Here is a 25,333-nt window from a genome sequence, read left to right on the forward strand (position 1 = left end):
GTCACCTTTCCGGGACGCACTGCTGGCGCTCTCCCGGATGACCTTACTGTGCGTGGCGGGAGCGGGTAGCCGATACCCTGCGGGAACGCGGGACTGCGGCATTCGGTCAACGCGTCATATACGGAACGTAACCGTCAGACCGCCACTTCCCGCTCGCCGTACGCGTGCCGCCGACCGATGGCGATCACCTTGACCCGCTGCCGACCGGCGCGCACCATGCCCAGGGCCATGAAGGCGCCGGCGATCCGGTCGGCCGCCTCCCGGCTGCTCGCGCCGACCACCTGGCGGCGGCGTTCGGGCGCGACCCGCTCGTTACGACCGTCCACCTCGTACGGACGGACGTCGGTCAGCACCACCAGGAAACGTGTCATCGCCCGCCACCCCGGCGCTCGTCGCGCACCCGCTGACCAGTTCGCACGTCGATTCCCTTCCGGTGGCCGACCACTGGCGTGGCACGCGACGGCCGGGTTACGGGGGAAAAACCCGACCGCCGCGCGCCCCATCCCCTCCGGTCGCTCACCACCACCGTCGCCACGACAACCGGCGGTGAGGACGCGCTAACAGATTGACAGCTCCATGGGCATGAATGCAACTCTCACCAACGTTCTCTCATGTACAGAGTCCCAAATACGTGCGACCATCGATCCATGGCTCCGAAGACCGCCCGCGCCCGACGGTTGGGCATCGCGCTGCGCCACCACCGGGAGGCCGCCGGCCTCACCCTGGAGGCCGCGGCCGACGAGATCAACAGCACCCGCAGCACGCTGTCCCGGTACGAGAACGCGCAGACCCTGGTCAGTCCGGCCACCGTGCGCGCCCTGCTCACCCTCTACGGGGTCAGCGCGGGCGAGGTCGCCGCGGCCGTCGAGCTTGCCAAGGACGCCCGCAAGCCGGGCTGGTGGGTCTCCTACTCGTACCTGCTCGACCGGCGCACCATCGACTTCATCGCGCTGGAGGCCGAGGCCACCGGCATCGCGAACTTCGAGCCGTCGGTGGTGCCCGGGCTGCTACAGACCGCGGACTACATCCGTGGTGTGATGCGCGGCGGCCCGCACACGCTCAGCGACAGCGACGTCGAGGAGCGGGTGCGCCTGCGGCTGGGCCGCCAGCAGCAGGTCTTCGAGGAGGATCCACCGATCTACGACGCGATCCTCGACGAGGCCGCGCTGTTGCGTCCCGTCGGTGACCAGTCGGCACAGCAGGGGCAGCTGAACCACCTGCTCAAGATGAGCGAGCTGCCCAACATCACCGTCCAGGTGATCCCGCTGTCCGCCGGCTACCACCGGGGCACCCGGGGCTCGCTGCACATCCTCGAGTTCGCCGACCCGGAGGACCCGATCATCGCCTCCGTGGAGACGGTCGCCGGGCAGATGATCCTCGACCGCCCCGGCGACCTGCGTACCTGCACCAAGATCATGGAGCACCTGCGCACCGTCGCGCTCAGCCCGACGGCGAGCCGCGAGGCAATCTTCACACTCCTGAAGGGACGGTAATCCGATGACACCGACGACCAACGCGGCGGCGGCCGTGGCCGGGTGGCGCAAGAGCAGCCGCAGCGGCGACGAGGGAGCCTGCGTGGAGGTGGCGGTCGTCCCCGGGACGGTCGCCGTGCGCGACTCCAAGGACCCGCACGGCCCGCTGCTGCTCTTCCCACCGTCGGCCTGGGCCGCCTTCGCCCAGGCGCCACCGACGAGCTGAACCACGGAGGAATCGCACCCCAGTGCCGCTGACCGGGCCGGTAAGGGCACCGCCGGCCCGGTCAGCCCCTCCGCTCAGTCGCCGACCAGCGGCGGTGGCGTCGGCACCGCGCGTACCGCCTCCAGGGCCGCGAGCGCGACGCCCCGCGCGCCGGCCATGTCGCGCTCCGGCACCAGCGCGAAGGTGGCCAGGGCCGCCTGCTCCGCGCGGAGCAGGGTGTGCTCCCGCACGGCGGCCAGGAACCAGTCGCGGAACTCCGGCGCCGTCTCCACCACCCCGCCACCGACGAAGTACGCGTGCGGGTCGGTGAAGTTGGCCGCGATGGTGAACAGCGCGCCGAGCGCCCTCGCCTGCTGGGCGAAGATCTCCCGGGCCAGTTCGTCGCCCCGCTCGGCGTAGCCGCGGGCCAGCTTCGCCGCCCGTGCCGGCGGCTCGCCGGCCAGCGGGTGACCCGGGAAACGGGTCAGCCAGTACGGCAGCAGGTTGTGCTCGATCGCGGTCAGCGAGGCGACGCTCTCCACGTCACCGGCGAAGCCGCAGGCGCAGACCGGCACCGGCTGCCCCGGCTCCAGCACGGTGGTCAGCGGGATCTGCACGTGCCCCAGCTCACCGGCCATGCCCGCGGCTCCGGAGACCACCCGGCCGTTCTCGACCACGCCGCCGCCCAGCCCGGTACCGACGATCGCGGACACCGACGAGCGCCGCATCGCCTCGGCACCGAAGTGGACGTGGTGGGCGTAGAGCGCCGCCGCGTTGCCGTCGTTGTGGTAGACCACCGGCAGCCCGAGCCGCCGCTGGAGCGCGCCCCGCACGTCATAGCCGCGCCACGCCGGCTGGGAGAAGTTCGTCGACCCCTTCGACGAGATGACGCCGGTCGCGCTCGCCGGGCCGGGCGTGTCCAGACCGACCGCGCGGACCAGCTCACGGGGCATCCCGGTGAGGGCCAGTACGCCGTCGAAGGCGTCCGCCATCGCCGCCACCGCCGCCTCCGGGCCGTCCTGGACCCGGCTGGGCGTCTCCACCAACCGATCGACCAGGAACCGCCCGTCCACCGTGAGCACGGTGGCGTTGTTGCTCGTGCCACCGTTGTCGATCCCGACGACCACCGGCACCGTTGCGCTGTCCACCCGAGTTCCGCCTCCCGCCGTCCCGACCTGACGTGAGGCTAGTTCTCGTACCGCCGGCCCGCCACGGCGGCCGGGCGGTGGGCGGTCATCGCGGTGGCACCCAGGGCGTCGTCCCGCACCACCGTCGGCACCAGTCCGGCCTCGGACAGCACCGTGCGGAACTCGTCGACCTGCGCCTCGCCGATCTCCACCACCAGGTGCCCGCCCGGCGCGAGCCAGCCCGGCGCGGCGGCGGCAAGCCGGCGCAGCACCGCCAGCCCGTCCGGGCCGCCGTCGAGTGCCGCCGCTGACTCGTACCGTCGCGCCTCCGGCGGCAGCAGCGCCATCGCCGCCGTCGGGACGTACGGCGCGTTCGCCACCACCAGGTCCAGGCCGCCGCGCCAGTTCGCCGGCAACGGGTCGAAGAGGTCACCGGCGAGGACCGGCACGCCCACCGTGGCCAGGTTCCGCCGCGCGCACGCCACCGCCGCCGGATCCAGGTCGACCGCGGCCAGCAACCGGGGCGCGGCGAGCCGGCGCGACAGGGCCCGGCTGACCGCGCCGGAACCGCAGCACAGCTCCACCACGGCCGCCGCCGGGCCGGTCACCCGCGCGGCCGCCGCGACGAGCAGGGCGGTACGCGACCGGGGCACGAAGACGCCCGGGTCCACGCCGATCCGCTCCCCGCAGAACTCCGCCCAGCCCAGCAGGTACTCCAGTGGCTCACCGGCGACCCGCCGGTCCACCAGCGCGGCGAGCGCCTCCGCGCCGTCGGCGGCCTCGACGAGCAGCTGGGTCTCGTCCTCGGCCCAGACGCAGCCGGCCCGCCGCAGCCGGGCGGCCAGGGCGTCGTACTCGGCCGGCGAGACGGGCGCCATCAGGCGGCGGTGTCCAGCGCGGCCGTGACGTCGGCGACCAGATCGGCGGTGTCCTCCACCCCGCAGGAGAGCCGGACGAAGCCGGGCGCCGTGTCGTCGCCCCACTGCGCCCGCCGGTCGGCGGTGGTGTGCAGGCCGCCGAAGGAGGTCGCCGCCGCGACCAGGCGGGCCGCGTCGAGGAAGCGGGCGACCCGCTCGGCGCTGCCCAGGTCGAAGGAGAGCACGCCCGGCATCCGCCGCAGTTGCCGCGACGCCACCGGGTGGGCCGGATCCTCCGGCAGTCCCGGCCAGCGCAGCCCGGCGACGTCGGAGCGCTCCGCCAGCAGTCGGGCGAGCGCCTCGGCGTTGGCCGTCTGCCGGGCCAGGCGCAGGTCGAGGGTGGCCAGCGACCGGTGGGCCAGCCAGGCGTCGAACGCCCCCGGCACCGACCCGGTCGCGGTTCGCCAGGCGGTGACCGTCGCCAGCAGGTCCGCCGACCGGGTGGCGACGTAGCCGAGCAGCAGATCGGAGTGGCCGGTCAACGCCTTGGTACCGGACGCGACGACCACGTCCGCGCCGAGATCCAGCGGACGCTGCCCGAGGGGGGTGGCGGTGGTGTTGTCCACGGCCAGCAGCGCACCGGCGGCGTGTGCCCGCTCGGCCAGCGCCGGCAGGTCGACGACGTCCAGCCCCGGGTTGGCCGGCGTCTCCACCAGCACCAGCCGCACCCCGTCGAACGCCGGGTACGGCCCGACCGTCGGCGCGAACAGCACCCGTACGCCGTTGCCGGCCAGGGTGTCGGTGGCGAACGCGCGTACCGGGAAGTAGCCGTCGGCGGGCAGCACCACCGTGTCGCCCGCCCGCAGCACCGCCAGCAGCAGCCCGGTGATCGCCGCCTGGCCGCTGGCGAAGACCCGGCAGTCGCCGCCCTCCAGCTCGCCGACGGCCGCCTCCAGCAGCCGCCGGGTGGGGTTGTCGGGGCGCCCGTACCCGTTCGGCGCCGCCGCCGGCCCCTGCCACGGGTCGAGGTGGTACGGCGCGGCGAGGACCGGCCCGGGCAGGAACGGCGCACCGGGAGTGGGCTCGGGCAGGCCGGCGTGCACGCACCGGGTGCCGTCGCCGCGCGGGCTGAACCGCCGGTCGTACTGCTCCGGGGAGAGGAACTGACGCTCACCCATGCTGCTCACTCCGGCTTCGTGGTGCGGCTCATCAGCGCCTGGACCGCGCGCCGCGGGTCGACCCCCTCGTGGCAGACCAGCTCGACCTGCTCGGTGATCGGCATCTCCACGCCGTGCGCGCGGGCCAGGTCCCGGATGGCCAGCGCGCTCTTCACCCCCTCGGCGGTCTGCCGGGTGGCCACCCGCGCCTCCTCCAGGGTGGCGCCCCGACCCAGGTGCTCGCCGAAGGTGCGGTTGCGGGCCGACGGCGACGAGCAGGAGGCCACCAGGTCACCCATCCCGGCCAGGCCGGCGAAGGTGAGCGGGTCCGCGCCGAGGGCCACTCCGAGCCGCGCGGTCTCGGCCAGGCCACGGGTGACCAGCATCGCCCGGGTGTTGTGGCCGAAGCCCATCGCGGTGGCGATGCCGTACGCCAGGGCGATGACGTTCTTGACCGCACCACCCAGCTCGCAGCCGATCACGTCGTCGTTGGTGTACGGGCGGAAGTACGGCGTGGTGATCGACCGCTGCACCAGCGTGGCGCGGTCGGAGTCGGTGCAGGCGACCACGGTGGCCGCGGGCTGCTCGGCGGCGATCTCCGGGGCCAGGTTGGGGCCGGAGACCACCACCACCCGGTCCGCCGCCACCTGCGCGGTCTCGACGATCACCTCGCTCATCCGCTTGGTGGTGCCGAGCTCGATGCCCTTCATCAGGGAGACCAGGGTGGCCCCCGGGTCCAGGTGCCCCACCCACTCGGCGAGGTTGCCACGCAGGGTCTGTGCGGGCACCGCCAGCACCACCATCTCGGCGCCCTTGATCGCCTCGGCGGCGTCACCGGTGCCGGTGACCCGTTCCGGCAGCACCAACCCGGGCAGGTACTCCGGGTTGCGCCGCTCGGCGCGGATCACGTCGGCGATCGGCTGCCGCCGCGCCCAGATGGTCACGTCCCGGCCGGCGTCGGCCAGGATCTTCGCGAACGCGGTCCCCCACGACCCCGCCCCCAGCACCGCCACATGCCCGCTCATGCTCATGCTCATGCCTCCGGGTCGGTGCCGGCGCGGGTGGTCCGCCGCCACAGCGGCGGTGGTGTGCCGCCCCGGATCTCGGCCAGCATGTCCCGGAGCCGCAGCATGATCACGTCGGTCATCTCCTCCAGAACCTGGCGGCTCGGGGTGGCCCCGGCCCAGCGACTGAGGTCGATCGGCGGCCCGGCCACCACGGTGACCGGGATCCGGGGCCGCAGGTTGATCCGGGCCCGGCGCGGGTCGAAGATCCGCTCCGGTCCCCACATCGCCAGCGGTACCACCGGGGCGCCGGTGGCCAGCGCCAGCCGGGCGGCGCCGGTCTTGCCCCGCATCGGCCAGAGATCCGGCTCGCGACTGGTGGTGCCCTCCGGGTAGATGATCACAGCACCGCCCTCGTCGAGCGCCTTCACCAGGGCGTCCAGCGACTTCACCGCGTCGACCGAGCCGCGCTCGACGGGGATCTGCCGGACCCGGTGCAGGATCCAGCCGATCACCGGGACCTTGAACACGCTCGCCTTGCCGAGGAACCGCGGCCACCGCCCGGCGTCGTAGACGAAGTGGGCCGAGACCAGCGGGTCGGCGTGCGAGATGTGGTTCGGCACGATGATCACCGGACCGTCCTGGCGCAGGTGCTCCATGCCCCGCCAGGTGCGCCGGGTCCAGACGGTCATCACCGGCTTGACCAGCACCACGGCGAACCATTGCCAGAATCCCAGCCTGCGCTGACCCACCGTGCCTCCTCGTGCCCGCCCCGACCCGCCCACCGGAGAAGTCCGGTGAGGTCCGCAGCCGAAATCATGCCTGCTCGCCCCGGGTACGGCCAGTGAGGGTACCGCCGTCCGGCTGGCAGGATGGCAGGTGTGACACAGCCATGGACGGTGGTGGTGCCGGTCAAGCCCCTGGCAGCCGCGAAGACCCGGCTGCGTGGCGCCGTGCCCGGCGTACCCCACGAGGAACTGGCGCTGGCGCTGGCCAGCGACACCCTGGACGCCCTGCGGTCCTGCCCGGGGGTGGCCGAGGTGCTGGTGGTCACCGACGACACCCGGGTCGGCGAGGCGGCCCGACGGGCGGGCGCCCGGGTGCTGCCGGACGTCGCCGACGCCGGTCTCAACGCCGCGTTCCGGCACGGCGCGGCCGGCGTCGCCGGGTGGGTGGCGGGGCTCACCGCCGACCTGCCCGCCCTGCGTCCGGGCGAGCTGGCGGCGGCGCTGCACGCGACGCTGACCGGCCCGCCGGGCGTACGCCGGTTCGTGGCCGACGCGCCCGGCACCGGCACCGTGCTGCTGGCCGCCCCACCGGGCGTACCCCTGGATCCGCGGTTCGGGCCCGGCTCGGCCGCGGCGCACGCGGCGAGCGGAGCCCGGCCGCTCGCCGGCGACTGGCCCAGCCTGCGCCGCGACGTGGACACCGCCGACGACCTGGCCACGGCGGCGCGGCTCGGGCTCGGCCCGCGCACCGCGGCGCTCGCCGCCGGCTGTCTCACCGACAGCCGCTGACGGCCTGCGGTGTACGGTGCTGGCATGCAGGGCACGGTGGCGACCTTCGACGCGGGCACCCGCAGCGGGCTGTTGCTGCTCGACGACGGCACCGAGCTGCCCTTCCCGGCCCGGGCGTTCGACGCCTCCGGGCTGCGGCTGCTCCGGCTCGGCCAGCGGGTCCGGGTGGAGACCGACGCCTCCGGCGACGTCGTACGCGTGACGCTGCCGACGATGTCCTGACAAACCGCTCCAAGTTCATTTTGAGTTAACCCTGGTCGGGTGATTATGAGCGGGTGAGCACCCCTCGCGAACGCCCCGCCGACCCCACCGTCGCCGACGACCCCACCAGCCGCAACGGAGGCCGCCCCCGGGCGACCGACGGCCGGTTCCGCAGCACCCGCTCGACGCCCGACAACGTCGCCGGCACCGATCCGGCGGCCGCCTCCGCCGGGCTGGAGGAGGTGCTGGACCCGGTGTCGGAGCCGGGTCTGCCGCAACCCGCCGACGAGTCGCCGGCCGACCCCCTGCCGGAGGACCGCTTCCTCAACCGGGAGCTGTCCTGGCTCGACTTCAACGCCCGGGTCCTGGCCCTGGCCGAGGACCAGCGCACCCCGCTGCTGGAGCGGGCCAAGTTCCTGGCCATCTTCGCCAGCAACCTCGACGAGTTCTACATGGTGCGGGTGGCCGGGCTGAAGCGCCGGCTCTCCGCCGGTCTGCCGGTGCGCGGCGGCGACGGCCTGCCGCTGCGCACCCAGCTGGCGCTGATCGCCGAGAAGGCCGCCACCCTGGTGACCCGGCACGCCGCCTGCTCCGTCGACGACGTGCTACCGAAGCTCGCCACCGAGGACATCCGGGTGCTGCGCTGGTCCGACCTCGGCGACGCCGAGCGGGAGCGGCTGCGCACCTACTTCCGCGAGCAGATCTTCCCGGTGCTCACCCCGCTCGCGGTCGACCCGGCCCACCCCTTCCCGTACATCTCGGGCCGGTCGCTCAACCTGGCCGTGTCGGTGCGCGACCCGGACGGCGGGCCGGAGCTGTTCGCCCGGGTGAAGGTGCCCAACAACGTGCCCCGCTTCGTCCGGGTCGACCGGGACAGTCCCGGGGTCCGCATGCTGCCGGTGGAGGATCTCATCTCGGTGCACCTCAGCCAGCTCTTCTCCGGCATGCAGGTGGTGGAGTGCCACCTGTTCCGGGTCACCCGCAACGCCGAGGTGGAGGTCGACGAGGACCGCGACGAGGACCTGCTCCAGGCGCTGGAGCGGGAGTTGGCCCGGCGCCGCTTCGGCCCGCCGGTACGCCTGGAGGTGGCCGCCTCGATCTCGGATCACATGCTGGAGTTGCTCATCCGGGAACTGGACATGGACACCCAGGACGTGCTGCGGGTCCGTGGCCTGCTCGACCTCTCCGCGCTCTGGCAGTTGTACGACGCGGCCGACCGGCCCGACCTGAAGGACCCGCCGTTCGTGCCGGCCACCCACCCCCGGCTCACCGAGGGCGAGGTGCCGCGCAGCGTCTTTGCCACCCTCCGGGACGGCGACGTGCTGGTGCACCACCCGTACCACTCCTTCGCCACCAGCGTGCAGCGCTTCGTCGAGCAGGCCGCGGCCGACCCGAACGTGCTGGCCATCAAGCAGACGCTCTACCGCACCAGCGGCGACTCGCCGATCGTGGACGCGTTGGTCGACGCCGCCGCCGCCGGCAAGCAGGTGGTGGTGCTGGTCGAGCTGAAGGCGCGCTTCGACGAGGTGGCCAACATCGGCTGGGCCCGCACCCTGGAGCGGGCCGGCTGCCACGTGGTCTACGGCCTGGTCGGTCTCAAGACCCACTGCAAGACCGCCCTGGTGGTACGCCAGGAGGGCAACCAGATCCGGCGGTACTGCCACATCGGCACCGGCAACTACCACCCGAAGACCGCGCGGCTCTACGAGGACTTCGGCATGCTCACCGCCGATCCGGAGATCGGCGCCGACCTGACCGACCTGTTCAACGTGCTCACCGGCTACAGCCGGCAGACCGCCTACCGGCGGCTGCTGGTGGCGCCGCAGGGCATCCGCAGCGGCCTGATCGAGCGGATCGAGCGGGAGATCGCGCACGTCCGGCTCGGCATGCCGGGTCTCGTGCAGTTCAAGGTGAACTCGCTGGTCGACGAGGAGATCACCGACGCGCTCTACCGGGCCTCACAGGCCGGCGTGCACGTCGACCTGATCATCCGGGGGATGTGCACCCTGCGGCCCGGGGTGCCCGGGTTGTCGGAGAACATCCGGGTCCGCTCGATCCTCGGCCGCTTCCTGGAGCACTCCCGGGTCTTCCGCTTCGGCAACAACGGCGACGCCGAGTTCTGGATCGGCTCGGCCGACCTGATGCACCGCAACCTGGACCGACGGGTGGAGGCGCTGGTCCAGGTCAGCGACCCGGTGGCCCGGGCCGAACTGGACTACGTCCTCGGCGCCGCGATGAACAGCGACGTCGACGCGTTCGAGCTGGCCGGCGACGGCACCTGGACCCGGCGGACCGGCGCCCCGGAGGTGCCCCTGACCCACCTGCAGGATCTGCTGCTGCGTCGGGTCGGCGGGACGGCCGGCTGAGGGCGTGGGAATAGGCTGAGCTGATGGTCGAGGAGGAACGGAAGTTCGCGGTGGAGCCCGAGTGGCTCCTGCCCGACCTGGCCCCGGCGGCCCCGGACGGGGCGAGCGTCCGCGCGCTGCCGCCGGTGACCCTCGTCGCCACGTACTTCGACACCGTGGACCTGCGGCTGGCCCGGGCCGGCGTCTCGCTGCGCCACCGCCAGGGTGACGAGCTGCCGTGGACGGTGAAGCTGCCGACCGACAGCCCGGGTGTACGGCACGAGATCTCCCGGGCCGGCCCGACCGACGCGGTGCTGGCCGACCTGGTCGACCTGGTCACCGTCCACCACCGGGGCGCGCCGCTGGCCCCGGTGGTGGTGGTGCGTACGGTCCGGCACAACCACGAGATCGTCGACCGCGCCGGTGACGTGCTCGCCGAGGTGGCCGACGACCACGTCACCCTGCTGGACGCCGACGGCGCCGGCACGGGCGGGTTCCGCGAGGTCGAGGTGGAACGCAAGGGAGGCGACGCCGGCCTGCTCGACCGGCTCACCGACCTGCTGCGCGACGCCGGTGCGCGGGGCGGGGACTTCACCCCCAAACACGTCCGCGCTCTCGGTCGCCACGCCGCCGCCGAGCCGGATCTGGTCGCCCCGGCCGAGCTGCCGGCGCGGCCCACCGCCGCGGCGGTCGTCACCGAGGCGGTACGCCGCGAGGCGGGCCGGCTGCTGGCCCACGATCCGCTGGTCCGGCTCCGCGCGCCGGTGGGCGACGACGACACCGCCGTACACCAGATGCGGGTGGCCTGCCGGCGGCTACGCAGCGACCTGAAGACGTTCGGCCCGCTGGTCCGCCCCGCGTGGGCGCGACCGCTGCGGGCGGAGCTGAAGTGGCTGGCGGACGCGCTGGGGGCCGCGCGGGACGCGGAGGTGCTACGGGACCGGCTACGCCACACCGCGACCAGCGACCCGGTCAGCCCGGTCGATCCGGCGGCGGTCGACCGGCTGGACGCGGTGCTCGCCGGCTGGCAGGAGGAGGCGCTGGCCGCGGTGGACGAGGCACTGCGCTCCCCCCGGTACCTCGCCCTGGTCGACGCGCTGGTGCTGGCCGCTCGCGCGCCACGGCTCACCCCCCACGCGGAGGCGCCGGCCCACCGGGTGCTGCCCCGGCTGGTGGCCCGCCCGTGGCGGCGACTGGCCGGCACCGCGAAGAAACCGGGCGGTGTCGCCGGCCTCGATCCGGCCGGGCCCGACGAGCAGTGGCACACCGTACGCAAGCAGGGCAAGCAGGCCCGTTCGGCGGTCACCGCCGTCGCCCCCGTGCTCGGCGGCGACGCGAAGAAGCTGGCCCGGGCGCTGGCGAAGGTGCAGAACCTGCTCGGCGAGCATCAGGACGCCGCCGTGGCCGCGCAGACCTGGCGGGCGGTGGCCGAGGAACGGCCCACCGACCACGAGCTGGCGGTGGCGGCCGGCCGGCTGCTGGAACGCGAGCGGGCCGCGGTCCGTCGAGCCCGGGCGGACTTTCCGTACGCCTGGCGGCGGGCCACCCGGCGACGCCGGACCCGGTGGCTGGCGTGACCGAAATCCGGGCGGCCGGCGGAGTGGTGTGGCGGCCGGCGCCGGCCGGTGGTGTGCAGGTGTGCCTGGTGCATCGCCCCCGCTACGGCGACTGGACGCTGCCGAAGGGCAAGCTGGAGCCCGGCGAACACGCGCTGCTGGCCGCCGTGCGGGAGGTGGCCGAGGAGGCCGACGTCCAGGCCGCGCCCGAGTCCCGGCTGCCGAGCATGCGGTACCGCAGCGAGGGCCGGCCGAAGGTGGTCGACTACTGGTCGATGCGGGCGGTGGGCACCGGCGGTTTCCAGCCCGACACCGAGGTCGACGAGGTGCGTTGGCTGGCCGTGGACGAGGCGGTACGCCTGGTCAGCTATCCGCACGACGCCGAGGTGCTCGCCGCGTTCGCGGCGCTGCCCCCGGTCAGCGCGACGATGGTGTTGGTCCGGCACGGCCACGCCGGTAAGCGGCTGACCTGGCCCGGCCCGGACGCGGGACGACCGCTCGACGCCCGGGGCTGGTCCGAGGCGCACGCGTTGGCACCGCTGATCGCGCTGATCCACCCGGCCCGGCTGCTCGCCGCCGCGCCGCGCCGCTGCGTGCAGACCCTCGACCCGGCCGCCGCGCTGCTGGACCTGCCGATCGAGGTCGACGGCGACCTGAACGAGCCACTCGCCGGCCAGCAGCCCGACGAGTGCGTACTGGCCGCCGCGGGACGGCTCGCCGCGTTGGCGGCGGCCGGCGAGCCGGTGGCGGTGTGCAGCCAGGGCAAGGTGATCCCGGGCGCCCTGGAGCGGCTGGCCGGGCAGTGCGGCGACTACCGCACCAGCAAGGGCGGCGGCTGGCTGCTCGCCTTCACCGGTGATCGCCTGCTCGCCGCCGACCGCCTCTGACCGCGCCTGCCGGTAGTCGGCGACACCGGCGGAGTGTCGGTATCGGCGGCGTGCCGGGCAAGGGCCGCCGGGCAAGCCATGGGCTACCGGGTCGGCAGGGTGAGGGTGACGGCGACCGGCAGGTGGTCGCTGGCGGTGCCCGGCACCGCGACGGGATCGGTGGCGACCAGGTCGGGCGAGACGAAGATGTGATCGATCTGCGTGCGCGGATCGTCGGCCGGGCTGGTCGGCAGCGGGCGTACGGGGGCGAACGCGTCGACCAGTCCGGCGCCGGTGAGCGCGGCGAACGCGGGATCGCCCGGCTCGGTGTTGAAGTCACCGGCAACCACCAGCGGCGCCCCGTCGGCGTACCCCGTGGCGAAGTCGGCGACGGCGCGGGCCTGGACCACCGGGTCCGCGCCGGGCGGTGGCTGTAGGTGGGTGCTCACCACGGCCAGGCGTACGCCGTCGCCGAAGTCGACCGTGACGCCCAGCGCCTGCGCTCCGGTGGGCGCCCCCACGGCGGGCAGCGGGCGGGTCCGGGCCCGCTGCACCGGCCAGCGGCTGAGCACCGCGTCTCCCCAGAGCGGGTCGGCGGCCGGCGCGAAGACGTACGGCATCCCCAGCCGGGCGGCGAGCAGGGCCAGGGTGTCGTGGCCGCCGTTGAGCAGCCAGCCCCGGTCGACCTCGCTGAGCACCACCACGTCGGCGCGGCCGACCGCGCGGCCGAGGCCGGCCAGGTCGAAGCGTCCGTCGAGGCCGAAGCCCATCCGGATGTTGTACGCCACCAGCCGTACCTGCTCCGGCGGTCCGTCCCGGTTGCTCGACACCAGCCACGGCCCGTGCAGCCAGGCGGCGGCGAAGGCGACGACGGCGGCCAGCGCGGCCAGCCGCACCACGGGCAGCCCCACCGGCCCGTCCGGGGCCGCCCCGGCGAACGGCGGGCGGCCGGGACCTCCGGACGTTGCCACGCCGCGCAGCGCGACCACCCCGGCGAGGGCCGCCACCACGGCGGGCAGCCATCCGTTGGGGTAGCCGAGGTCGTAGGCGGCGTAGTACACCACTGCGGCGACGGCGAAGACGAGCATCCCGCCGACCGCCGCGTACGCCCGGCGCCCAGCCTCCCGCCCGGTGACGTCGTCCGGCACAGCGGTGGCCGGCGCAGTGGTGTCCGGTGCCGGTGGGGCGCCGGCCAGGGCGAGACAGCCGCCCAGACCCGCCGCGGTGAGCAGCATGGCGAGGGCGAGCAGCGTCGGCGGCCCGTACCCGAACATCAGGGCACCGGCCAGCAGCAGCACCGGCGGCAGCGGACGCCACCGGCGACCCAGCGGCCTCAGCGCACCGAGCAGGAACAGCGGCGCCGCGACGCCCAGCGGTGCCAACGCGAACGGCGGCGGTGCGGCGGTGCCGGCCTCGCCGTACCAGAACGACATGCCGGTGCTCGCGACCGCCGGTGACAGCGCGACCATGCCGCCGAGCAGCAGTGCCGGCCCGGCGAGCAGCCAGGCGCGACCGGGCCGCGCCGAGTGGCCATGACCCGGGGTACCGGCGGGACCGTCCGGCGCGACCACCGCAGGGTCGGCGACGCCGACGGATCGGGCGGCCGGGCCGGAGCGACGGGCGAGCGCCGTCTCGGCGGCCAGCAGCAACGTCACCACCGCCGCGCTGGCCACCCACGCCTCCCATCTCCCCCACCAGACCAGGTCGTACGTGCCGAGCAGGGCGTGGCCGAGCGCACCGGCGGTCAGCCCCAGCGCCAACCCGGGCACCGGGTGCTCGATCCGGGCGGCGGTGGCGGCCAGCCACACCAGACCGGCGAGCAGACCGGCGGTGGCCAGCCAGAGCTGGGCGTTGCCGCCGGGTGCGGCGGTCAGGGCGAGCCGGGCGGCGCCGAGCACCACCGCCGCCACCATGCCGACGGAGCGGGCGCCGACCCGGGCGACGAGGGCGGGCGCGGCGAACGCGAGCACGAACCAGCCGAGCGCGAACGCCCCGAGCAACTCGGCCGGGGTCGACGCGGCCTGCCCGAAGATGGTGATGACCGAGGGCAGGAAGACCCGGAGCACGTCGGTCAGGACGACGAGGCCCAGGGCCAGGGCGGCGGTGCCGAGGCGACGGTGACTTAGCACGGTTCTTCTTTCGCCAAGGGGTGGTGCGGCGATTCTGGGCGCCGCGCCCCGTGGCGGTCAACGACTCCGCGTTTCCCGGGCCCTCGTGGGGCAGACGTGGCGAGGGCGCCCGCCGTGACGGCGGGCGCCCTCGTCGTACAGCCGGCTCAGCGCCGGGTCGTCGCCTTCCTGGCCGGCGCCTTCTTGGCCGGAGCCTTCTTGGCCGCCGTGGTCTTCTTGGCCGCCGTCGCCTTGGTCGCCCCGGCGGTCTTCTTCGCCGGAGCGGTCTTCTTCGTGGTGGTCTTCTTCGCCGGGGCGGCCTTGGTGGTCGCCTTGGTCGTGGTCGTCTTCTTGGCCGCCGCGGTCCTGCTCGCGGTGGTCTTCTTGGCTGCGGTGCTCTTCGCCGCGGTCGTCTGCTTCGCCGCCGCGGTCGTCTTCTTCGCACCGGTGGCCTTGGCACCGCTGGTCCTGGCGGTGGCTCCGGCGGTCTTCTTCGCCGCCGCCGTGGCCTTCGGCACCTTGCCGCTGGCCACCATCTCCTTGAACCCGGCGCCCGGGCGGAAGGTCGGCACCGAGGTCTTCTTGACCTTCACCGCCTCCCCCGTACGCGGGTTGCGGGCTGTTCGCGCGCCCCGTACACGCTTCTCGAACGCTCCGAAACCGGTGATCGCCACCTTCTCGCCCTTGGTGACCGCCGCCTGGACCTCAGCGAGGACCGCGTCGAGCGCGGCCGTCGCCGTCTTCCGGTCCCCCAGGCGAACGGCGAGCGCCTCGATGAGCTCGGCCTTGTTCACGACTTCCTCCTGATTGTGCAACTGACTCGACGCGAGCCATTCTGCGCGCACGGTATGCCCTGTGCTGGCCGGACACAAACATTCGGTGGAAAAAAGCCCTTGTGTCGTAACGGATTCGCCCCCACCGGTGGCACCGGTGGGGGCGGAATCGGCTGCGGATCGCGGTGTTCGGCTACCCGACCCGGGGGAGGAAGGCCGCCCGCTCGGCCTCGAAGGCGCTGATCCGCGCCTCGTGCCGGAGGGTGAGTCCAATGTCGTCCAAGCCCTCGATCAGCCGCCACCGGCTGAAGTCGTCGAGCGGGAACGGCCAGGTGGCGGTGCCGGCCCGCACCTCGCGGGAGGTCAGGTCGACGGTCACCGGGGTGGTCGGATCCGCCTCGACCAGGTTCCAGATTTCTTCGACGGCTTTCAATTCCAGCTCGACCGGAAGCAACCCTTCCTTGAGAGCGTTGCCGCGGAAGATGTCACCGAAGCGTGGCGAGATCACCGCCCGGAAGCCGAAGTCGCGCAGCGCCCACACGGCATGCTCCCGCGACGACCCGGTGCCGAACTCGGGACCGGCCACCAGAATCGACGCACCCGAATAAACTTGATCGTTGAGTACGAATCCCGGATCCTCGCGCCACGCGCTGAACAGCCCGTCGGCGAATCCGGTGCGGGTCACCCGCTTGAGGTACACGGCGGGGATGATCTGATCGGTGTCCACGTCGGACCTACGCAGCGGCACGGCGGTGCCGGTGTGCACGGTGAACTTGTCCATGTCGCAGCCCTTTCTACAGGTCGACGGGGGCGGCCAACCGGCCGACGACGGCGGTCGCGGCGGCCACCGGCGGGCTGACCAAATGGGTACGCCCACCCCGGCCCTGGCGGCCCTCGAAGTTGCGGTTGGAGGTGGAGGCGGCGCGCTGCCCCGGGGAGAGCGTGTCGGGGTTCATGCCCAGGCACATGGAGCAGCCGGCGAAACGCCACTCCGCGCCGGCGTCGGTGAAGACCTTGTCCAGCCCTTCCGCCTCGGCGGCCTCGCGTACGGCGGCCGAGCCGGGCACCACCAGCATGCGTACCCCGTCGGCGACCTGGTGGCCGCGCAGCACGTCGGCGGCGGCGCGGAGGTCCTCCAGACGCCCGTTGGTACACGACCCGACGAAGACCACGTCGACGGCAAGGTCGCGCAGCGCGGTGCCGGAACGCAGGTCCATGTACGCCAGGGCCCGGCGGGCGGCGGCCCGCTCCGGCTCGGTGACGAACGCCTCCGGATCCGGCACGGTCCCGCCCAGCGGGGCGCCCTGCCCGGGGTTGGTGCCCCAGGTGACGAACGGGGTGATCTCGGCGGCGTCCAGGGTCACCTCGGCATCGAAGCGGGCGCCCTCGTCGGTGGGCAGCGTCCGCCAGTACGCGAGCGCCGCGTCCCAGTCCGCGCCCGTGGGGGCGTGGGGTCGCCCCTTCAGGTACGCGAAGGTGGTCTCGTCCGGCGCGATCATGCCGGCCTTGGCGCCCCATTCGATGGACATGTTGGCGATGGTCATCCGCCCCTCCATGGACAGCGCCCGGATCGCCTCGCCGCGGTACTCCACGATGTGCCCGCGCCCGCCGCCGGTGCCGACCTTGGCGATCAGGGCCAGCACCAGATCCTTCGCGGTGACGCCGGGGCCGAGCCGGCCGTCGACGGTGACCGCCATCGTCTTCGGTCGGGCCTGCGGCAGCGTCTGGGTGGCGAGCACGTGCTCGACCTCGCTCGTGCCGATGCCGAACGCCAGGGCACCGAACGCGCCGTGGGTGGCGGTGTGCGAGTCGCCGCAGACGATGGTCATGCCGGGCTGGGTGAGGCCGAGCTGCGGGCCGATGACGTGCACGATCCCCTGGTTGGCGTCGCCGAGCGGGTGCAGCCGCACGCCGAACTCGGCGCAGTTGCGGCGCAGCGTCTCGATCTGCGTACGGGAGGTGGGGTCGGCGATGGTGAGCAGGTCGCCACGGCGCTGCTGGAACGAGGGATCGGCGTACCCGGTCGGGGTGTTGTGATCCTCGGTCGCGAGCGTGAGATCGGTCCGGCGCACCCGGCGGCCGGCCATGCGCAGCCCGTCGAACGCCTGCGGGCTGGTCACCTCGTGCAGCAGGTGCAGGTCGATGAAGAGCAGATCGGGCTCACCATCGGCGGACCGGACGACATGCGCGTCCCAGACCTTCTCGGCCAGGGTCCTCGGCTCAGGAGTGACTCCCACCATCTGGACATCCTAAATTCTGGGAGGTAAGTTTCGGCTTGTGGGACACAGTATGAGCGGTGTCGGCGTTCTCGACAAGGCGGTGGTCATCCTGGCCGCCTGTGTCGACGGCGCCAGCCTGGCTGAACTCGTTGAACGCACCAAGCTGCCCCGGGCCACCGCGCACCGGCTGGCGCAGGCGCTGGAGATCCACCGGATGCTGGTCCGGGACACCCAGGGCCGCTGGCGCCCCGGTCCACGCCTGGGCGAGCTGGCCAACGCGGCGCCGGACGTGCTGCTGACCGCGGCCGAGCCGTTGCTGGCCGCCCTGCGGGACGCCACCGGCGAGAGCGCCCAGCTCTACCTGCGCCGGGCGGACGAGCGGATCTGCGTGGCCGCCGCCGAGCGGGCCAGCGGGCTGCGGGACACCGTTCCGGTCGGTTCGGTGCTGCCGATGACCGCCGGCTCGGCGGCGCAGATCCTGCTCGCCTGGGAGCCCCCCGAAGCGGTGATGCCGCTGTTGCCCCGGGCCAAGTTCACCGGCCGCACCCTCGCCGAGGTGCGCCGCCGGGGCTGGGCGCAGAGTGCCGCCGAACGCGAACCCGGGGTGGCGAGTGTCTCAGCCCCCATCCGCGACCGTACCGGCCGCGTCATCGCCGCCATCAGCATCTCCGGCCCCATCGAACGCCTCGGCCGGCGCCCCGGAGAACGCCACGCCATGGCCGTCGTCCGAGCCGGCCAACGCCTCTCCGGCCTCTAACCCCGCCCGACCTCACCCATGTTGATCATGAAGTTAGCGGGGGGCTTTGATCTCCAAACGACCCGCTAACTTCATGATCAACAGGGTGGTCGTGCGTCAGCGCGAGGGGGTGGGGAGGGTGAGTGGTAGCCCCGACCGGATTCGAACCGGCGCTACCGCCTTGAGAGGGCGGCGTCCTGGGCCGCTAGACGACGGGGCCAGGCACTTTCCTGGATCACCGCCCCTGGGGGCGGTGCGGCAGTAGTCTAGCGGCGTCGTTCGGCTCGCGACGGCCGGGGGTCGGCCGGTGCCGCACGTCCAGGCCAGCGGCGGTTCACCCGATTGGGTGAACGGTGCGGGGAAACCGGTGCGCCGAGCGACGCGGGGCAGCGGACCGGGCTGCGGGAGCGAGCCGGCCAACACAGCGAAACGGCTCGGCCCCGCTGAGCGGGAACGAGCCGTTATCTGAATCTGTAGCCCCGACCGGATTCGAACCGGCGCTACCGCCTTGAGAGGGCGGCGTCCTGGGCCGCTAGACGACGGGGCCAGAACATAAATCGCGGCACCACCTGTCAGGCGGTGCCACCGGACTCTACCAGACCTCGCGACCGAGCCCCTCGCGGTGCATCGGCGCCAAACCCCACCAGAATCCAGCGACCTCGATTCTTGACGAATCTCGGCTGCGCTGGGGTACCAGGACTCGAACCTAGACTAACTGAACCAGAATCAGTCGGGCTGCCAATTACCCCATACCCCATTGGCCCCTTGCGGCGCCGGGATCAAACTCTACCCTCCCGGCACCAGCAGGCCAAATCGACTTCCCCAAACGGCGCTTGAGCTGCGAAAACGGGGATCAGGTCGCAGACACGACCGGGTTGGTCAACTCGCCGATCCCCTCGATCCGGACGCTCACCGTATCCCCCTCGGTGAGCGGGCTAACCCCCGCGGGCGTACCGGTCAACACGACGTCACCGGGCAGCAGCGTCATCACGTGCGAGACGTACGACACCAGCGCCGGCACATCGAAGACCATGTCCCGGGTGCGGCCCAGCTGACGGACCTCCATCTCCTCCGGGTCGCGCCCCACCTCGCAGCGGATCTCCAGGTCGGTGACGTCCAGCCCGGTGCTGATCCACGGCCCGATCGGGCAGAACGAGTCGAACCCCTTGGCCCGGGTCCACTGGCTGTCGGAGCGCTGGAGGTCCCGAGCGGTGACGTCGTTCGCGCAGGTGTAGCCGAAGATGGCCCGCTCCGCCGCGGCCCGGTCCGCGCGCCGGGCGCCCGGCGCGCCGATCACCACCGCCAACTCGGCCTCGTGCTCGACCTGCTTGCTGAACTCCGGCAGCCGGATCGCGTCCCGGGGGCCGATGACCGAGGTCGAGGGTTTGAGGAACAGCAGCGGCTCCTTCGGCACCTCGTTGCCGTGTTCGGCGGCGTGCTCGGCGTAGTTGCGCCCGACGCAGACCACCTTGCTGGGCAGGATCGGCGAGAGCAGCCGGACGTCGGACAACGCCCAACGGACACCGCTGAACGTGATCTGGCCGAACGGGTGGCCGGAGATCTCCGCGATGGTGAGCCCCTGCGGGCCCGCCTCCGGCTCCCCCTCGACGACGCCGAACGACATTCCCTTGGCATGAGCGAAACGAGCGATACGCACCAGCCCAATGTAGTCCGGTCGCGGACCGGACCAGCCAGGCCGATCCAGTCCCGCCGGCGGACCGGCGTCGCAGCCTACCGGCGACGATCACCTGCCGGGCCGGATTCGCCGCTTCGTACCCGCCCGACGGGCGCCCGCACCTACCGTCGGCTGCGGAGGTTCGTTGGTATGCCTGCATCGAGACGACACCACAGGACCCTCGCAACGATCGTGCACTGCGTCGGTCTCCTCACCGCCCTGCCGGTCCTGCCGGCGGCCACCGCACCGGCCATCGCACCGGTCGCCCAGGCGGCCACCGCACCGGCGGCCACGGCCCCAGGCACCCCGGCCGCACCGAAGGCCCTGGCGGCACCGGGCGCCCAGGCGGCACCGGCGGCCGGACGGCCCCACGCGGCCGCCACGCCCGGGGTCAGCATGCCGGCGGCACCACCGGCGGTGCCCACCCCGACGCGGGTCGCCTCACCGGCGGCCCGGCCGGAGGTGAGCGTGGCGGTCACGCCGCGGAACACCGCCGAACCCGGGTACCGCATCAAGGTCCACAACCGCGGCAATGCCCCGGTGGACACCACCGTGCGCCAGGAACTGCCCCAGGGCCTCTCCGCGACCGCGATCAGCGACGGGGGCCGGGAGACGCGCCCCGGCGGGTCGGGGTCGACCGAGGTGACCTGGCGGCTGAAACTGCCGCCGCGCAGCACCACCACGCTGGGCACCACGCTCAGCACCGCCGCGCCCCAGCGGCCGGTGACCGCGCCGGCGTGCGCCTTCGCCAAGGACGGCCGGCAGCCGTACGACTGCGCGACGGCCACCTGGACGGCGCCGGGGGCCGCCGCCGCCGAGCGGCCGGAGCCGACGGGATGGCGTCGCCAGGCACCCGCGCTGCTGATCGGTGCGGTCGCGGTGCTGGTGCTCGGCGTCGTGGGCCTGGTCACCTGGCGACGCCGTCGTCGCCCGGTGGCCGCCGCGCTGGCCTCGGACGGGCCGGGCACGGTCTATCCCCGCCCGTCCGCTCCCCGCCCGCCGGCCCGACGGCGCAAGCCTCCGGTGTGGGTGGTGGTGCCCGTGGCCGCGACGGTGCTGGCCGGCACGGTCGGCGCGGCCGCCTGGTCGGCCACCCAGCAGGTCGCCGCGATCGACACGGACAGCCAGCCGACCAACGGCGCCTGGAAGGGCAGCGGAGCAAGGGGTGAGCTGGGGACGCCGCTGCGCGAGGACGCGTTCGAGTTCACCGTCTTCCGGATGGTCTGCGAGCCGGGCCGGGGCGCGCGGCAGTGCCAGGCGACCGTCGGGGTCCGCAACCTCACCCCGGAGCATCAGAGCTGGCACAGCAAGCTGCAACGGGCCTACCTGGCCAACGGCAACTGGGTCACCACCGACGAGCCGGCCACCCGACGGGCGAACCAGGGACGGGACGTGTTCGCCGAGCCGATGGCGGCGGGCAGCCGGATGGTGCTGCCGCTGGTCTTCACGATCAACGGGCGCGAGGCGCCGCAGCACCTGGAGCTGCGCAGCGGGGTCTTCTCCGCCGGGGTCCGGGTGGACGTGCCCTGACCGGCGACCGGGCCGCGGTCGTACCCTTGGGCCGTGACCGCCGCCCTCGCCCCCGCCGTCCTCGACGCGGCCGACTGGCGGGCCCGCCGCGAGGCCCACGAGGCTGTTTCGGGATGCACGGTGGGCGATGGTCTACCGGCAGAGCCAGGCGGAGGTCCGGGGCTCTTTACGTTTGTGGATCGCCAACGAGGCTGCGTAGCCTTGCCAGGTCGCTCGACACCCGGGCGGACCGCAGCGCTCGGCCAGCCGTGATCGCCCGGCGCGCTTCCGCTTGCGCCTCTTCCCGTTCGCCACTGGCGTCCAGCAACAAGGCGAGCCGGGCGCGCGATCTCACAACGGCGCGGGTGCGTCCATGACCAAAACTGCGGACAGCAGCGCTCAGGCGCTGGCTTGCTTCATTCCTGGCACGGCCGGAATGCATGGAGAGCGCAAACAAAGCGTTCCCCGTGTCTCGATCAGCGTGCGCCGCGTGCCCTTCCGCGAACGGCCGGACACAGGCCGGAAGATCCTCCGGATTCACCGTCGAGTAAGCCCGTTCAGCTAGCCGCATGGCGCCACGTCTCCGAGGCATCCCCCAGAGAGCCGTGTGCTTGCGCCCGCATCCCGTGGAGCGTGAAGCGGGTCACCGCCGAGAGTCCACGGTCGGGTATGTCGATCACTCGCAGCGCTCCGGCGGGGTCGCCCAGGTGGACCAGCTGGGATGCCATGTCCGTAAGAATGTGCGCAGTCAAGTCGGTGTCTCCGGCGGACTCGCTGGCGTTCAACGCAAGCCGGGACAGCTTCGCGGCCGATCCCGGATCTCCGGCGTCAAAGAGACTGAATCCCGTTCGATTCGCCAAGGTGGCGACAACGGCGGACAATCGCTCCCGCACACTGTCATTCATGTTCGCGCCGAGTAGACCGATCGCCCACCTGAGCTGGCCCTTTCCCATTTCACAGGCCAAACCACCACCACGATCAAGCTCTAGCGCCGTAAGCATGTTCGTTGCCGCCTCCACGGCGACTACATCACCCATTCCCGCCGTGGACGGGCGAGGCACATCCGAAACGCCGTCGAGCAGTCGCGTCAGCTCGGCAACGCGACTTTGGATCTTCACCCCTAGCGCCTGCTCGTACGCGGCGACAACTTCCGGAGTGGCGACACGCCTACCCGACTCGACGTTGCCCAGATGGCCCTTACTGAAGTGGGTTCGGGCAGCCATCGCGCCCAGGCTCACCCCGGCGTCCCGCCGAGCCCCCCTCAGTAACCGCCCCAGATCCACAGTGAATACCCCTGAATACGCCGCGCCACCCACACACGGCCCAGCGTAGCGGCAACGTGTTCCCCACAGGACGGCGTGACCGGTGGAGGCGCATAGCCCGGCGGTTGCGTTCGGACGAGGGGCCGCCCCGCACCGGTTGGAGGCACGGCAAGGGGCGACCGGCCGGGCGGCCCCTCCCTCAACCAATCGAGGGGGCATGATGTCGGGCCGTCATCGGCGTAGGCGTGGGCACAAGTGCATCTGTCAAAGGTGTAACCCTCCGCACTCCCCGGTGCAGCCCGGCAGCGCGTCCCCCACCGCTCCCCTTACGTTGACTCGCCCACCCGAACTGACCGCTGGGCGATCCCGGCGGCCAGGGGACGACTCAACACAGATCATTTGGGACCGGGCCGGGGAACTGCGCACCGTTGGTCAGGCGGCCCGGGAGGCGGGCCGGCGATGCTGACGCGCGAGCACCTCCCGGGCCGCCCTCATTGGCGTTGTCGTAGCTGCGGCGCGCACTGGCCATGCCAGCCAGCGAAACTGGCCCTACTCCGGGAGTACGCCGGACACACGCTTGCGCTGGTCTTCTATCTCGCACTCTCGATGCGGGAAGCAGTGGACGACAAAGTCAAGCTTGGCTTCACTCCCGATCTCGCCGCACTGAACGACCAGTTTATGCGGTGGATCAATCGCCCCATCGACCCATCGGAGGGGGGTGAGGTCGACGCGTCCACCCGAGCAGCGGGTGAGGGGGCCACCGGCACAGGCCCGCCCGCGAGTCACACGGCTTCATGATCGCTTCACCGAAGGACGGCACGGACACGGAGGCACCCCCATCTCCGTAGTCGGCGCGGGACTCAGCGCCGCTAACCGCACAGCTAAGAGGAGAATCGTGACTATCACCGCCACAGACAGGGCGACTACGGTCGCCGCCGACCCCCGAACCCTTGTCGACCCCGAGACGTTCGGCAAGCTGGTCGACTACTTCGCCGCCGACCGGCACGTCACCCGTGTCTACGCTGAGCGGGCCGTCGAGCAGTTCTTGGTGTTCTTGAAGGCGCACGCCGACAACATCGACAACCCTGACTTCGGAATGCCGTTGCCGGATGGGTCGATCGGCCGAGTCGTGCCGACCCTCCCGGTGGACGCGGTGTGGCACGCCGTGTTGCAGCACACCGTGCCGTACGTCGCCGCGTGCGAGCAGATCGCCGGGAGCTTCGTCCACCACATCCCCATCCTGACCGAGGGGATGATGGACGGGACCGCCGTGACCTTCACACTCGCGGCGCTGCACAAGACCGGCTACCGGGTCGATATGGAGTTCTGGCACGGCGAGGCCGAGTCCTGCTGCCCGCCCAACCCGCCCACGCCCGGCGTCAGCCAGTAACAGCGAAGGTGAGTCATGCGTAGTGACTGGAATGTCCTACCCAAAGCCGTCACGACGGAGATAGCAGTACGCGTCGGCGGCATCATCGACGTGCACGCGGCTCCGAACGGCGACCACGCGGAGATCGCGTCGACCGTCACCGGCTCAACCGGCAGGGTCTTCGTCAAGGCGGCTGGTGGAGAGTTCAGCGTCCGGTCACTGCGCTACGAACTGGCGGCAACGCTGGCCATCGACGGGCACCCGCCGGTAGTCCTTTGGCACTTCGAGTGCGACGGCTGGTTGGTGGTGGGGGTCGAGCATCTCGCCGGCCCCCACCCCGACCTGTCGCCCGGCGGCGCGGATCTCGACCTGCTTGCAGTGGCCCTGAAGGGGCTTCAGGAGACTCCTGCGCCGGGCGGGCGGTGGTTCACCCCGGAAGCGCGGCTTGGGTTCGTGCATCCGGCGATGGACGGCGGGATGCTCATCCACTCCGACCTCAATCCGGCCAATCTGATCAAGACGGCACGCGGCCTACGGATTGTCGACTGGGCATGGGCGTCCAAGGCCGCCCCGTGGGTCGAACTGGCGCTGCTCGTTCAGTGGCTTATCGGCAGCGGCCACACCCCCGAGCAGGCGGAGGAGTGGTTGGCACAGTTCCCCGCCTGGACCAACGTTGACCGTGAAGTCGTGGACCACTTCGCGTCAAGAAACGCCACGAAGTGGTCGGCGAAGTCTCGGGGAACTGCGGAAAGGTGGGTACACGACCTCGCGGCCTGGGCCGGCGAGTGGGTGGCCCATCGGCACGGGAGCCGTAGATAGTGCCCATGCGTTCGCCCGGCACCGCAAGGGCGACTACCACCCGTCCCGGTCGCGTGCTTCCCCCACGGTGAGCGGCCGGGGCGGGCCTCTCCAACGCCCTACGGACGTCTCGGCGGGCCGGGAGACCGCTATTCGCCGTCCACCCGGCGGTCGCGCTTGCGCTGCCCGCGGCGCTTCTTCTCGGCCAGCCGCCGCTCCTTCGCCGCCCGTGACGGGCGGGTCGGGCGGCGCGGCGGAGGTGGCGGGGCGACCGCCTCGCGCAGCAGCGACACCAGACGTTCGCGGGCCGCCTCCCGGTTGGCCAGTTGCGCCCGGTGCTCGCTGGCGGCGATGGTCAGCACGCCGTCGACCAGCCGCCCGGCGAGCCGGTCCAGCGCGCGGGCGCGCAGCGACCCGGGGATGCTCGGCGAGCAGGCCAGGTCGAAGCTCAGCTCGACCCGGGAGTCGGCGGTGTTGACCCCCTGCCCACCCGGCCCGGACGACCGGGAGAACCGCTCCCGCAGTTCAGCGGCGGGCACGACCCACCGGTCGGTCACCCGCAGTCCGTCGTCCACGC

At 72.8% G+C, this 25,333-nt stretch carries 24 protein-coding genes and 3 tRNA genes; 11 read left to right on the top strand and 16 right to left on the bottom strand.

Features of this window, described 5'->3' with window-relative positions; all coding sequences use genetic code 11:
* Nucleotides 1–134 precede the first annotated feature (134 nt).
* On the bottom strand, nt 135–371 hold the full coding sequence (locus tag O7615_RS01635) for a hypothetical protein (protein ID WP_278175344.1): 237 nt from the start codon (nt 369–371) through the stop codon (nt 135–137).
* Nucleotides 372–647: 276 nt separating this feature from the next.
* Between O7615_RS01635 and O7615_RS01640 the strand changes: the two genes are divergently transcribed.
* Together O7615_RS01640 and O7615_RS01645 are read left to right on the top strand one after the other, a co-directional pair.
* Nucleotides 648–1,493: a helix-turn-helix transcriptional regulator gene (locus tag O7615_RS01640; RefSeq protein ID WP_278175346.1), complete on the top strand. Its 846-nt coding sequence runs from the start codon at nt 648–650 to the stop codon at nt 1,491–1,493.
* Nucleotides 1,494–1,497: 4 nt separating this feature from the next.
* Complete coding sequence (locus O7615_RS01645) at nt 1,498–1,698, top strand: DUF397 domain-containing protein (RefSeq protein ID WP_278175348.1); 201 nt, start codon at nt 1,498–1,500, stop codon at nt 1,696–1,698.
* A gap of 74 nt (nt 1,699–1,772) precedes the next feature.
* On the opposite strand, the gene O7615_RS01650 is transcribed toward O7615_RS01645, so the two are convergent.
* From O7615_RS01650 to O7615_RS01670, 5 genes are read right to left on the bottom strand one after another with little or no spacing between them, the layout of a single operon-like run.
* Nucleotides 1,773–2,825 carry an ROK family protein gene (locus O7615_RS01650; RefSeq protein WP_278175350.1) on the bottom strand — a complete coding sequence of 351 codons (1,053 nt, stop codon included), beginning with the start codon at nt 2,823–2,825 and terminating at the stop codon, nt 1,773–1,775.
* Nucleotides 2,826–2,863: 38 nt separating this feature from the next.
* Nucleotides 2,864–3,682, bottom strand: a complete 819-nt coding sequence (locus O7615_RS01655; RefSeq protein WP_278175351.1) for a putative protein N(5)-glutamine methyltransferase — start codon at nt 3,680–3,682, stop codon at nt 2,864–2,866.
* Complete coding sequence (locus O7615_RS01660) at nt 3,682–4,839, bottom strand: cystathionine gamma-lyase (protein WP_278175352.1); 1,158 nt, start codon at nt 4,837–4,839, stop codon at nt 3,682–3,684. Before O7615_RS01660 ends, O7615_RS01655 begins: the two co-directional genes overlap by 1 nt.
* A 5-nt stretch (nt 4,840–4,844) precedes the next feature.
* On the bottom strand, nt 4,845–5,843 hold the full coding sequence (locus O7615_RS01665; RefSeq protein ID WP_278175353.1) for an NAD(P)H-dependent glycerol-3-phosphate dehydrogenase: 999 nt from the start codon (nt 5,841–5,843) through the stop codon (nt 4,845–4,847).
* A gap of 8 nt (nt 5,844–5,851) precedes the next feature.
* Nucleotides 5,852–6,574 carry a lysophospholipid acyltransferase family protein gene (locus O7615_RS01670; protein WP_278175354.1) on the bottom strand — a complete coding sequence of 241 codons (723 nt, stop codon included), beginning with the start codon at nt 6,572–6,574 and terminating at the stop codon, nt 5,852–5,854.
* A 129-nt stretch (nt 6,575–6,703) separates the two neighbouring features.
* Here O7615_RS01670 and cofC point away from each other — a divergent pair, with 129 nt between their 5' ends.
* The 5 genes from cofC to O7615_RS01695 are packed head-to-tail and all read left to right on the top strand — an operon-like array spanning nt 6,704 to nt 12,328.
* Nucleotides 6,704–7,339 (top strand): 2-phospho-L-lactate guanylyltransferase, encoded by a 636-nt coding sequence (cofC, locus tag O7615_RS01675; protein ID WP_278175355.1) that lies wholly within the window; start codon nt 6,704–6,706, stop codon nt 7,337–7,339.
* A gap of 24 nt (nt 7,340–7,363) precedes the next feature.
* Complete coding sequence (locus O7615_RS01680; protein WP_278175357.1) at nt 7,364–7,561, top strand: cold-shock protein; 198 nt, start codon at nt 7,364–7,366, stop codon at nt 7,559–7,561.
* Between the two features lie 53 nt (nt 7,562–7,614).
* Complete coding sequence (locus tag O7615_RS01685; protein ID WP_278175358.1) at nt 7,615–9,906, top strand: RNA degradosome polyphosphate kinase; 2,292 nt, start codon at nt 7,615–7,617, stop codon at nt 9,904–9,906.
* A 23-nt stretch (nt 9,907–9,929) separates the two neighbouring features.
* Nucleotides 9,930–11,462 (top strand): CYTH and CHAD domain-containing protein, encoded by a 1,533-nt coding sequence (locus O7615_RS01690; protein WP_278175359.1) that lies wholly within the window; start codon nt 9,930–9,932, stop codon nt 11,460–11,462.
* On the top strand, nt 11,450–12,328 hold the full coding sequence (locus tag O7615_RS01695) for an NUDIX hydrolase (protein ID WP_278175360.1): 879 nt from the start codon (nt 11,450–11,452) through the stop codon (nt 12,326–12,328). Before O7615_RS01690 ends, O7615_RS01695 begins: the two co-directional genes overlap by 13 nt.
* An 83-nt stretch (nt 12,329–12,411) precedes the next feature.
* On the opposite strand, the gene O7615_RS01700 is transcribed toward O7615_RS01695, so the two are convergent.
* From O7615_RS01700 to leuC, 4 genes are all read right to left on the bottom strand, one after another.
* A complete protein-coding gene (locus tag O7615_RS01700) occupies nt 12,412–14,436 on the bottom strand; it encodes an endonuclease/exonuclease/phosphatase family protein (RefSeq protein ID WP_278175362.1) in 2,025 nt (674 codons plus the stop codon).
* Between the two features lie 146 nt (nt 14,437–14,582).
* The gene (locus tag O7615_RS01705) at nt 14,583–15,209 is read right to left on the bottom strand and encodes an HU family DNA-binding protein (RefSeq protein WP_347405063.1); all 627 of its coding nucleotides are present in this window, start codon (nt 15,207–15,209) and stop codon (nt 14,583–14,585) included.
* A gap of 172 nt (nt 15,210–15,381) precedes the next feature.
* Nucleotides 15,382–15,969, bottom strand: a complete 588-nt coding sequence (gene leuD / locus O7615_RS01710) for a 3-isopropylmalate dehydratase small subunit (RefSeq protein ID WP_278175365.1) — start codon at nt 15,967–15,969, stop codon at nt 15,382–15,384.
* 13 nt (nt 15,970–15,982) lie between these two features.
* Nucleotides 15,983–17,428 carry a 3-isopropylmalate dehydratase large subunit gene (gene leuC, locus O7615_RS01715; RefSeq protein WP_278175367.1) on the bottom strand — a complete coding sequence of 482 codons (1,446 nt, stop codon included), beginning with the start codon at nt 17,426–17,428 and terminating at the stop codon, nt 15,983–15,985.
* Between the two features lie 49 nt (nt 17,429–17,477).
* Between leuC and O7615_RS01720 the strand changes: the two genes are divergently transcribed.
* The gene (locus tag O7615_RS01720; protein ID WP_278175368.1) at nt 17,478–18,164 is read left to right on the top strand and encodes an IclR family transcriptional regulator; all 687 of its coding nucleotides are present in this window, start codon (nt 17,478–17,480) and stop codon (nt 18,162–18,164) included.
* Between the two features lie 123 nt (nt 18,165–18,287).
* On the opposite strand, the gene O7615_RS01725 is transcribed toward O7615_RS01720, so the two are convergent.
* The 4 genes from O7615_RS01725 to O7615_RS01740 form a co-directional block, all read right to left on the bottom strand.
* Nucleotides 18,288–18,363: transfer RNA gene (locus tag O7615_RS01725), tRNA-Glu, on the bottom strand.
* 254 nt (nt 18,364–18,617) lie between these two features.
* Nucleotides 18,618–18,690, bottom strand: a tRNA-Glu gene (locus tag O7615_RS01730).
* A gap of 138 nt (nt 18,691–18,828) precedes the next feature.
* A tRNA-Gln gene (locus tag O7615_RS01735) sits at nt 18,829–18,900 on the bottom strand.
* A gap of 96 nt (nt 18,901–18,996) precedes the next feature.
* On the bottom strand, nt 18,997–19,800 hold the full coding sequence (locus tag O7615_RS01740) for a fumarylacetoacetate hydrolase family protein (RefSeq protein WP_278175371.1): 804 nt from the start codon (nt 19,798–19,800) through the stop codon (nt 18,997–18,999).
* A 168-nt stretch (nt 19,801–19,968) separates the two neighbouring features.
* Here O7615_RS01740 and O7615_RS01745 point away from each other — a divergent pair, with 168 nt between their 5' ends.
* Nucleotides 19,969–21,348: a hypothetical protein gene (locus O7615_RS01745; RefSeq protein WP_278175373.1), complete on the top strand. Its 1,380-nt coding sequence runs from the start codon at nt 19,969–19,971 to the stop codon at nt 21,346–21,348.
* Nucleotides 21,349–21,884: 536 nt separating this feature from the next.
* Here O7615_RS01745 and O7615_RS01750 read toward each other — a convergent pair.
* Nucleotides 21,885–22,808, bottom strand: a complete 924-nt coding sequence (locus O7615_RS01750; protein ID WP_278175375.1) for a helix-turn-helix transcriptional regulator — start codon at nt 22,806–22,808, stop codon at nt 21,885–21,887.
* Nucleotides 22,809–23,484: 676 nt separating this feature from the next.
* Here O7615_RS01750 and O7615_RS01755 point away from each other — a divergent pair.
* The gene (locus O7615_RS01755) at nt 23,485–23,979 is read left to right on the top strand and encodes a hypothetical protein (protein WP_278175377.1); all 495 of its coding nucleotides are present in this window, start codon (nt 23,485–23,487) and stop codon (nt 23,977–23,979) included.
* A gap of 15 nt (nt 23,980–23,994) precedes the next feature.
* Nucleotides 23,995–24,777, top strand: a complete 783-nt coding sequence (locus O7615_RS01760) for an aminoglycoside phosphotransferase (RefSeq protein WP_278175379.1) — start codon at nt 23,995–23,997, stop codon at nt 24,775–24,777.
* A gap of 128 nt (nt 24,778–24,905) precedes the next feature.
* On the opposite strand, the gene arfB is transcribed toward O7615_RS01760, so the two are convergent.
* The gene (gene arfB, locus O7615_RS01765; protein WP_278175381.1) at nt 24,906–25,331 is read right to left on the bottom strand and encodes an alternative ribosome rescue aminoacyl-tRNA hydrolase ArfB; all 426 of its coding nucleotides are present in this window, start codon (nt 25,329–25,331) and stop codon (nt 24,906–24,908) included.
* Between the last annotated feature and the right edge of the window lie 2 nt (nt 25,332–25,333).

Source organism: Micromonospora sp. WMMD1082, assembly GCF_029626175.1.
In the GTDB taxonomy this organism is placed as follows: domain Bacteria; phylum Actinomycetota; class Actinomycetes; order Mycobacteriales; family Micromonosporaceae; genus Micromonospora.

What these genes read in the sequence shown, in the direction of transcription:
- O7615_RS01635 (WP_278175344.1), bottom strand. Translation starts at nt 371, where the DNA reads ATGACACGTTTCCTGGTGGTGCTGACCGACGTCCGTCCGTACGAGGTG.
- O7615_RS01640 (WP_278175346.1), top strand. Translation starts at nt 648, where the DNA reads ATGGCTCCGAAGACCGCCCGCGCCCGACGGTTGGGCATCGCGCTGCGC.
- O7615_RS01645 (WP_278175348.1), top strand. Translation starts at nt 1,498, where the DNA reads ATGACACCGACGACCAACGCGGCGGCGGCCGTGGCCGGGTGGCGCAAG.
- O7615_RS01655 (WP_278175351.1), bottom strand. Translation starts at nt 3,682, where the DNA reads ATGGCGCCCGTCTCGCCGGCCGAGTACGACGCCCTGGCCGCCCGGCTG.
- O7615_RS01660 (WP_278175352.1), bottom strand. Translation starts at nt 4,839, where the DNA reads ATGGGTGAGCGTCAGTTCCTCTCCCCGGAGCAGTACGACCGGCGGTTC.
- O7615_RS01665 (WP_278175353.1), bottom strand. Translation starts at nt 5,843, where the DNA reads ATGAGCGGGCATGTGGCGGTGCTGGGGGCGGGGTCGTGGGGGACCGCG.
- O7615_RS01680 (WP_278175357.1), top strand. Translation starts at nt 7,364, where the DNA reads ATGCAGGGCACGGTGGCGACCTTCGACGCGGGCACCCGCAGCGGGCTG.
- O7615_RS01690 (WP_278175359.1), top strand. Translation starts at nt 9,930, where the DNA reads ATGGTCGAGGAGGAACGGAAGTTCGCGGTGGAGCCCGAGTGGCTCCTG.
- leuD (WP_278175365.1), bottom strand. Translation starts at nt 15,969, where the DNA reads ATGGACAAGTTCACCGTGCACACCGGCACCGCCGTGCCGCTGCGTAGG.
- leuC (WP_278175367.1), bottom strand. Translation starts at nt 17,428, where the DNA reads ATGGTGGGAGTCACTCCTGAGCCGAGGACCCTGGCCGAGAAGGTCTGG.
- O7615_RS01720 (WP_278175368.1), top strand. Translation starts at nt 17,478, where the DNA reads ATGAGCGGTGTCGGCGTTCTCGACAAGGCGGTGGTCATCCTGGCCGCC.
- O7615_RS01745 (WP_278175373.1), top strand. Translation starts at nt 19,969, where the DNA reads ATGCCTGCATCGAGACGACACCACAGGACCCTCGCAACGATCGTGCAC.
- O7615_RS01750 (WP_278175375.1), bottom strand. Translation starts at nt 22,808, where the DNA reads ATGCCCCCTCGATTGGTTGAGGGAGGGGCCGCCCGGCCGGTCGCCCCT.
- O7615_RS01760 (WP_278175379.1), top strand. Translation starts at nt 23,995, where the DNA reads ATGCGTAGTGACTGGAATGTCCTACCCAAAGCCGTCACGACGGAGATA.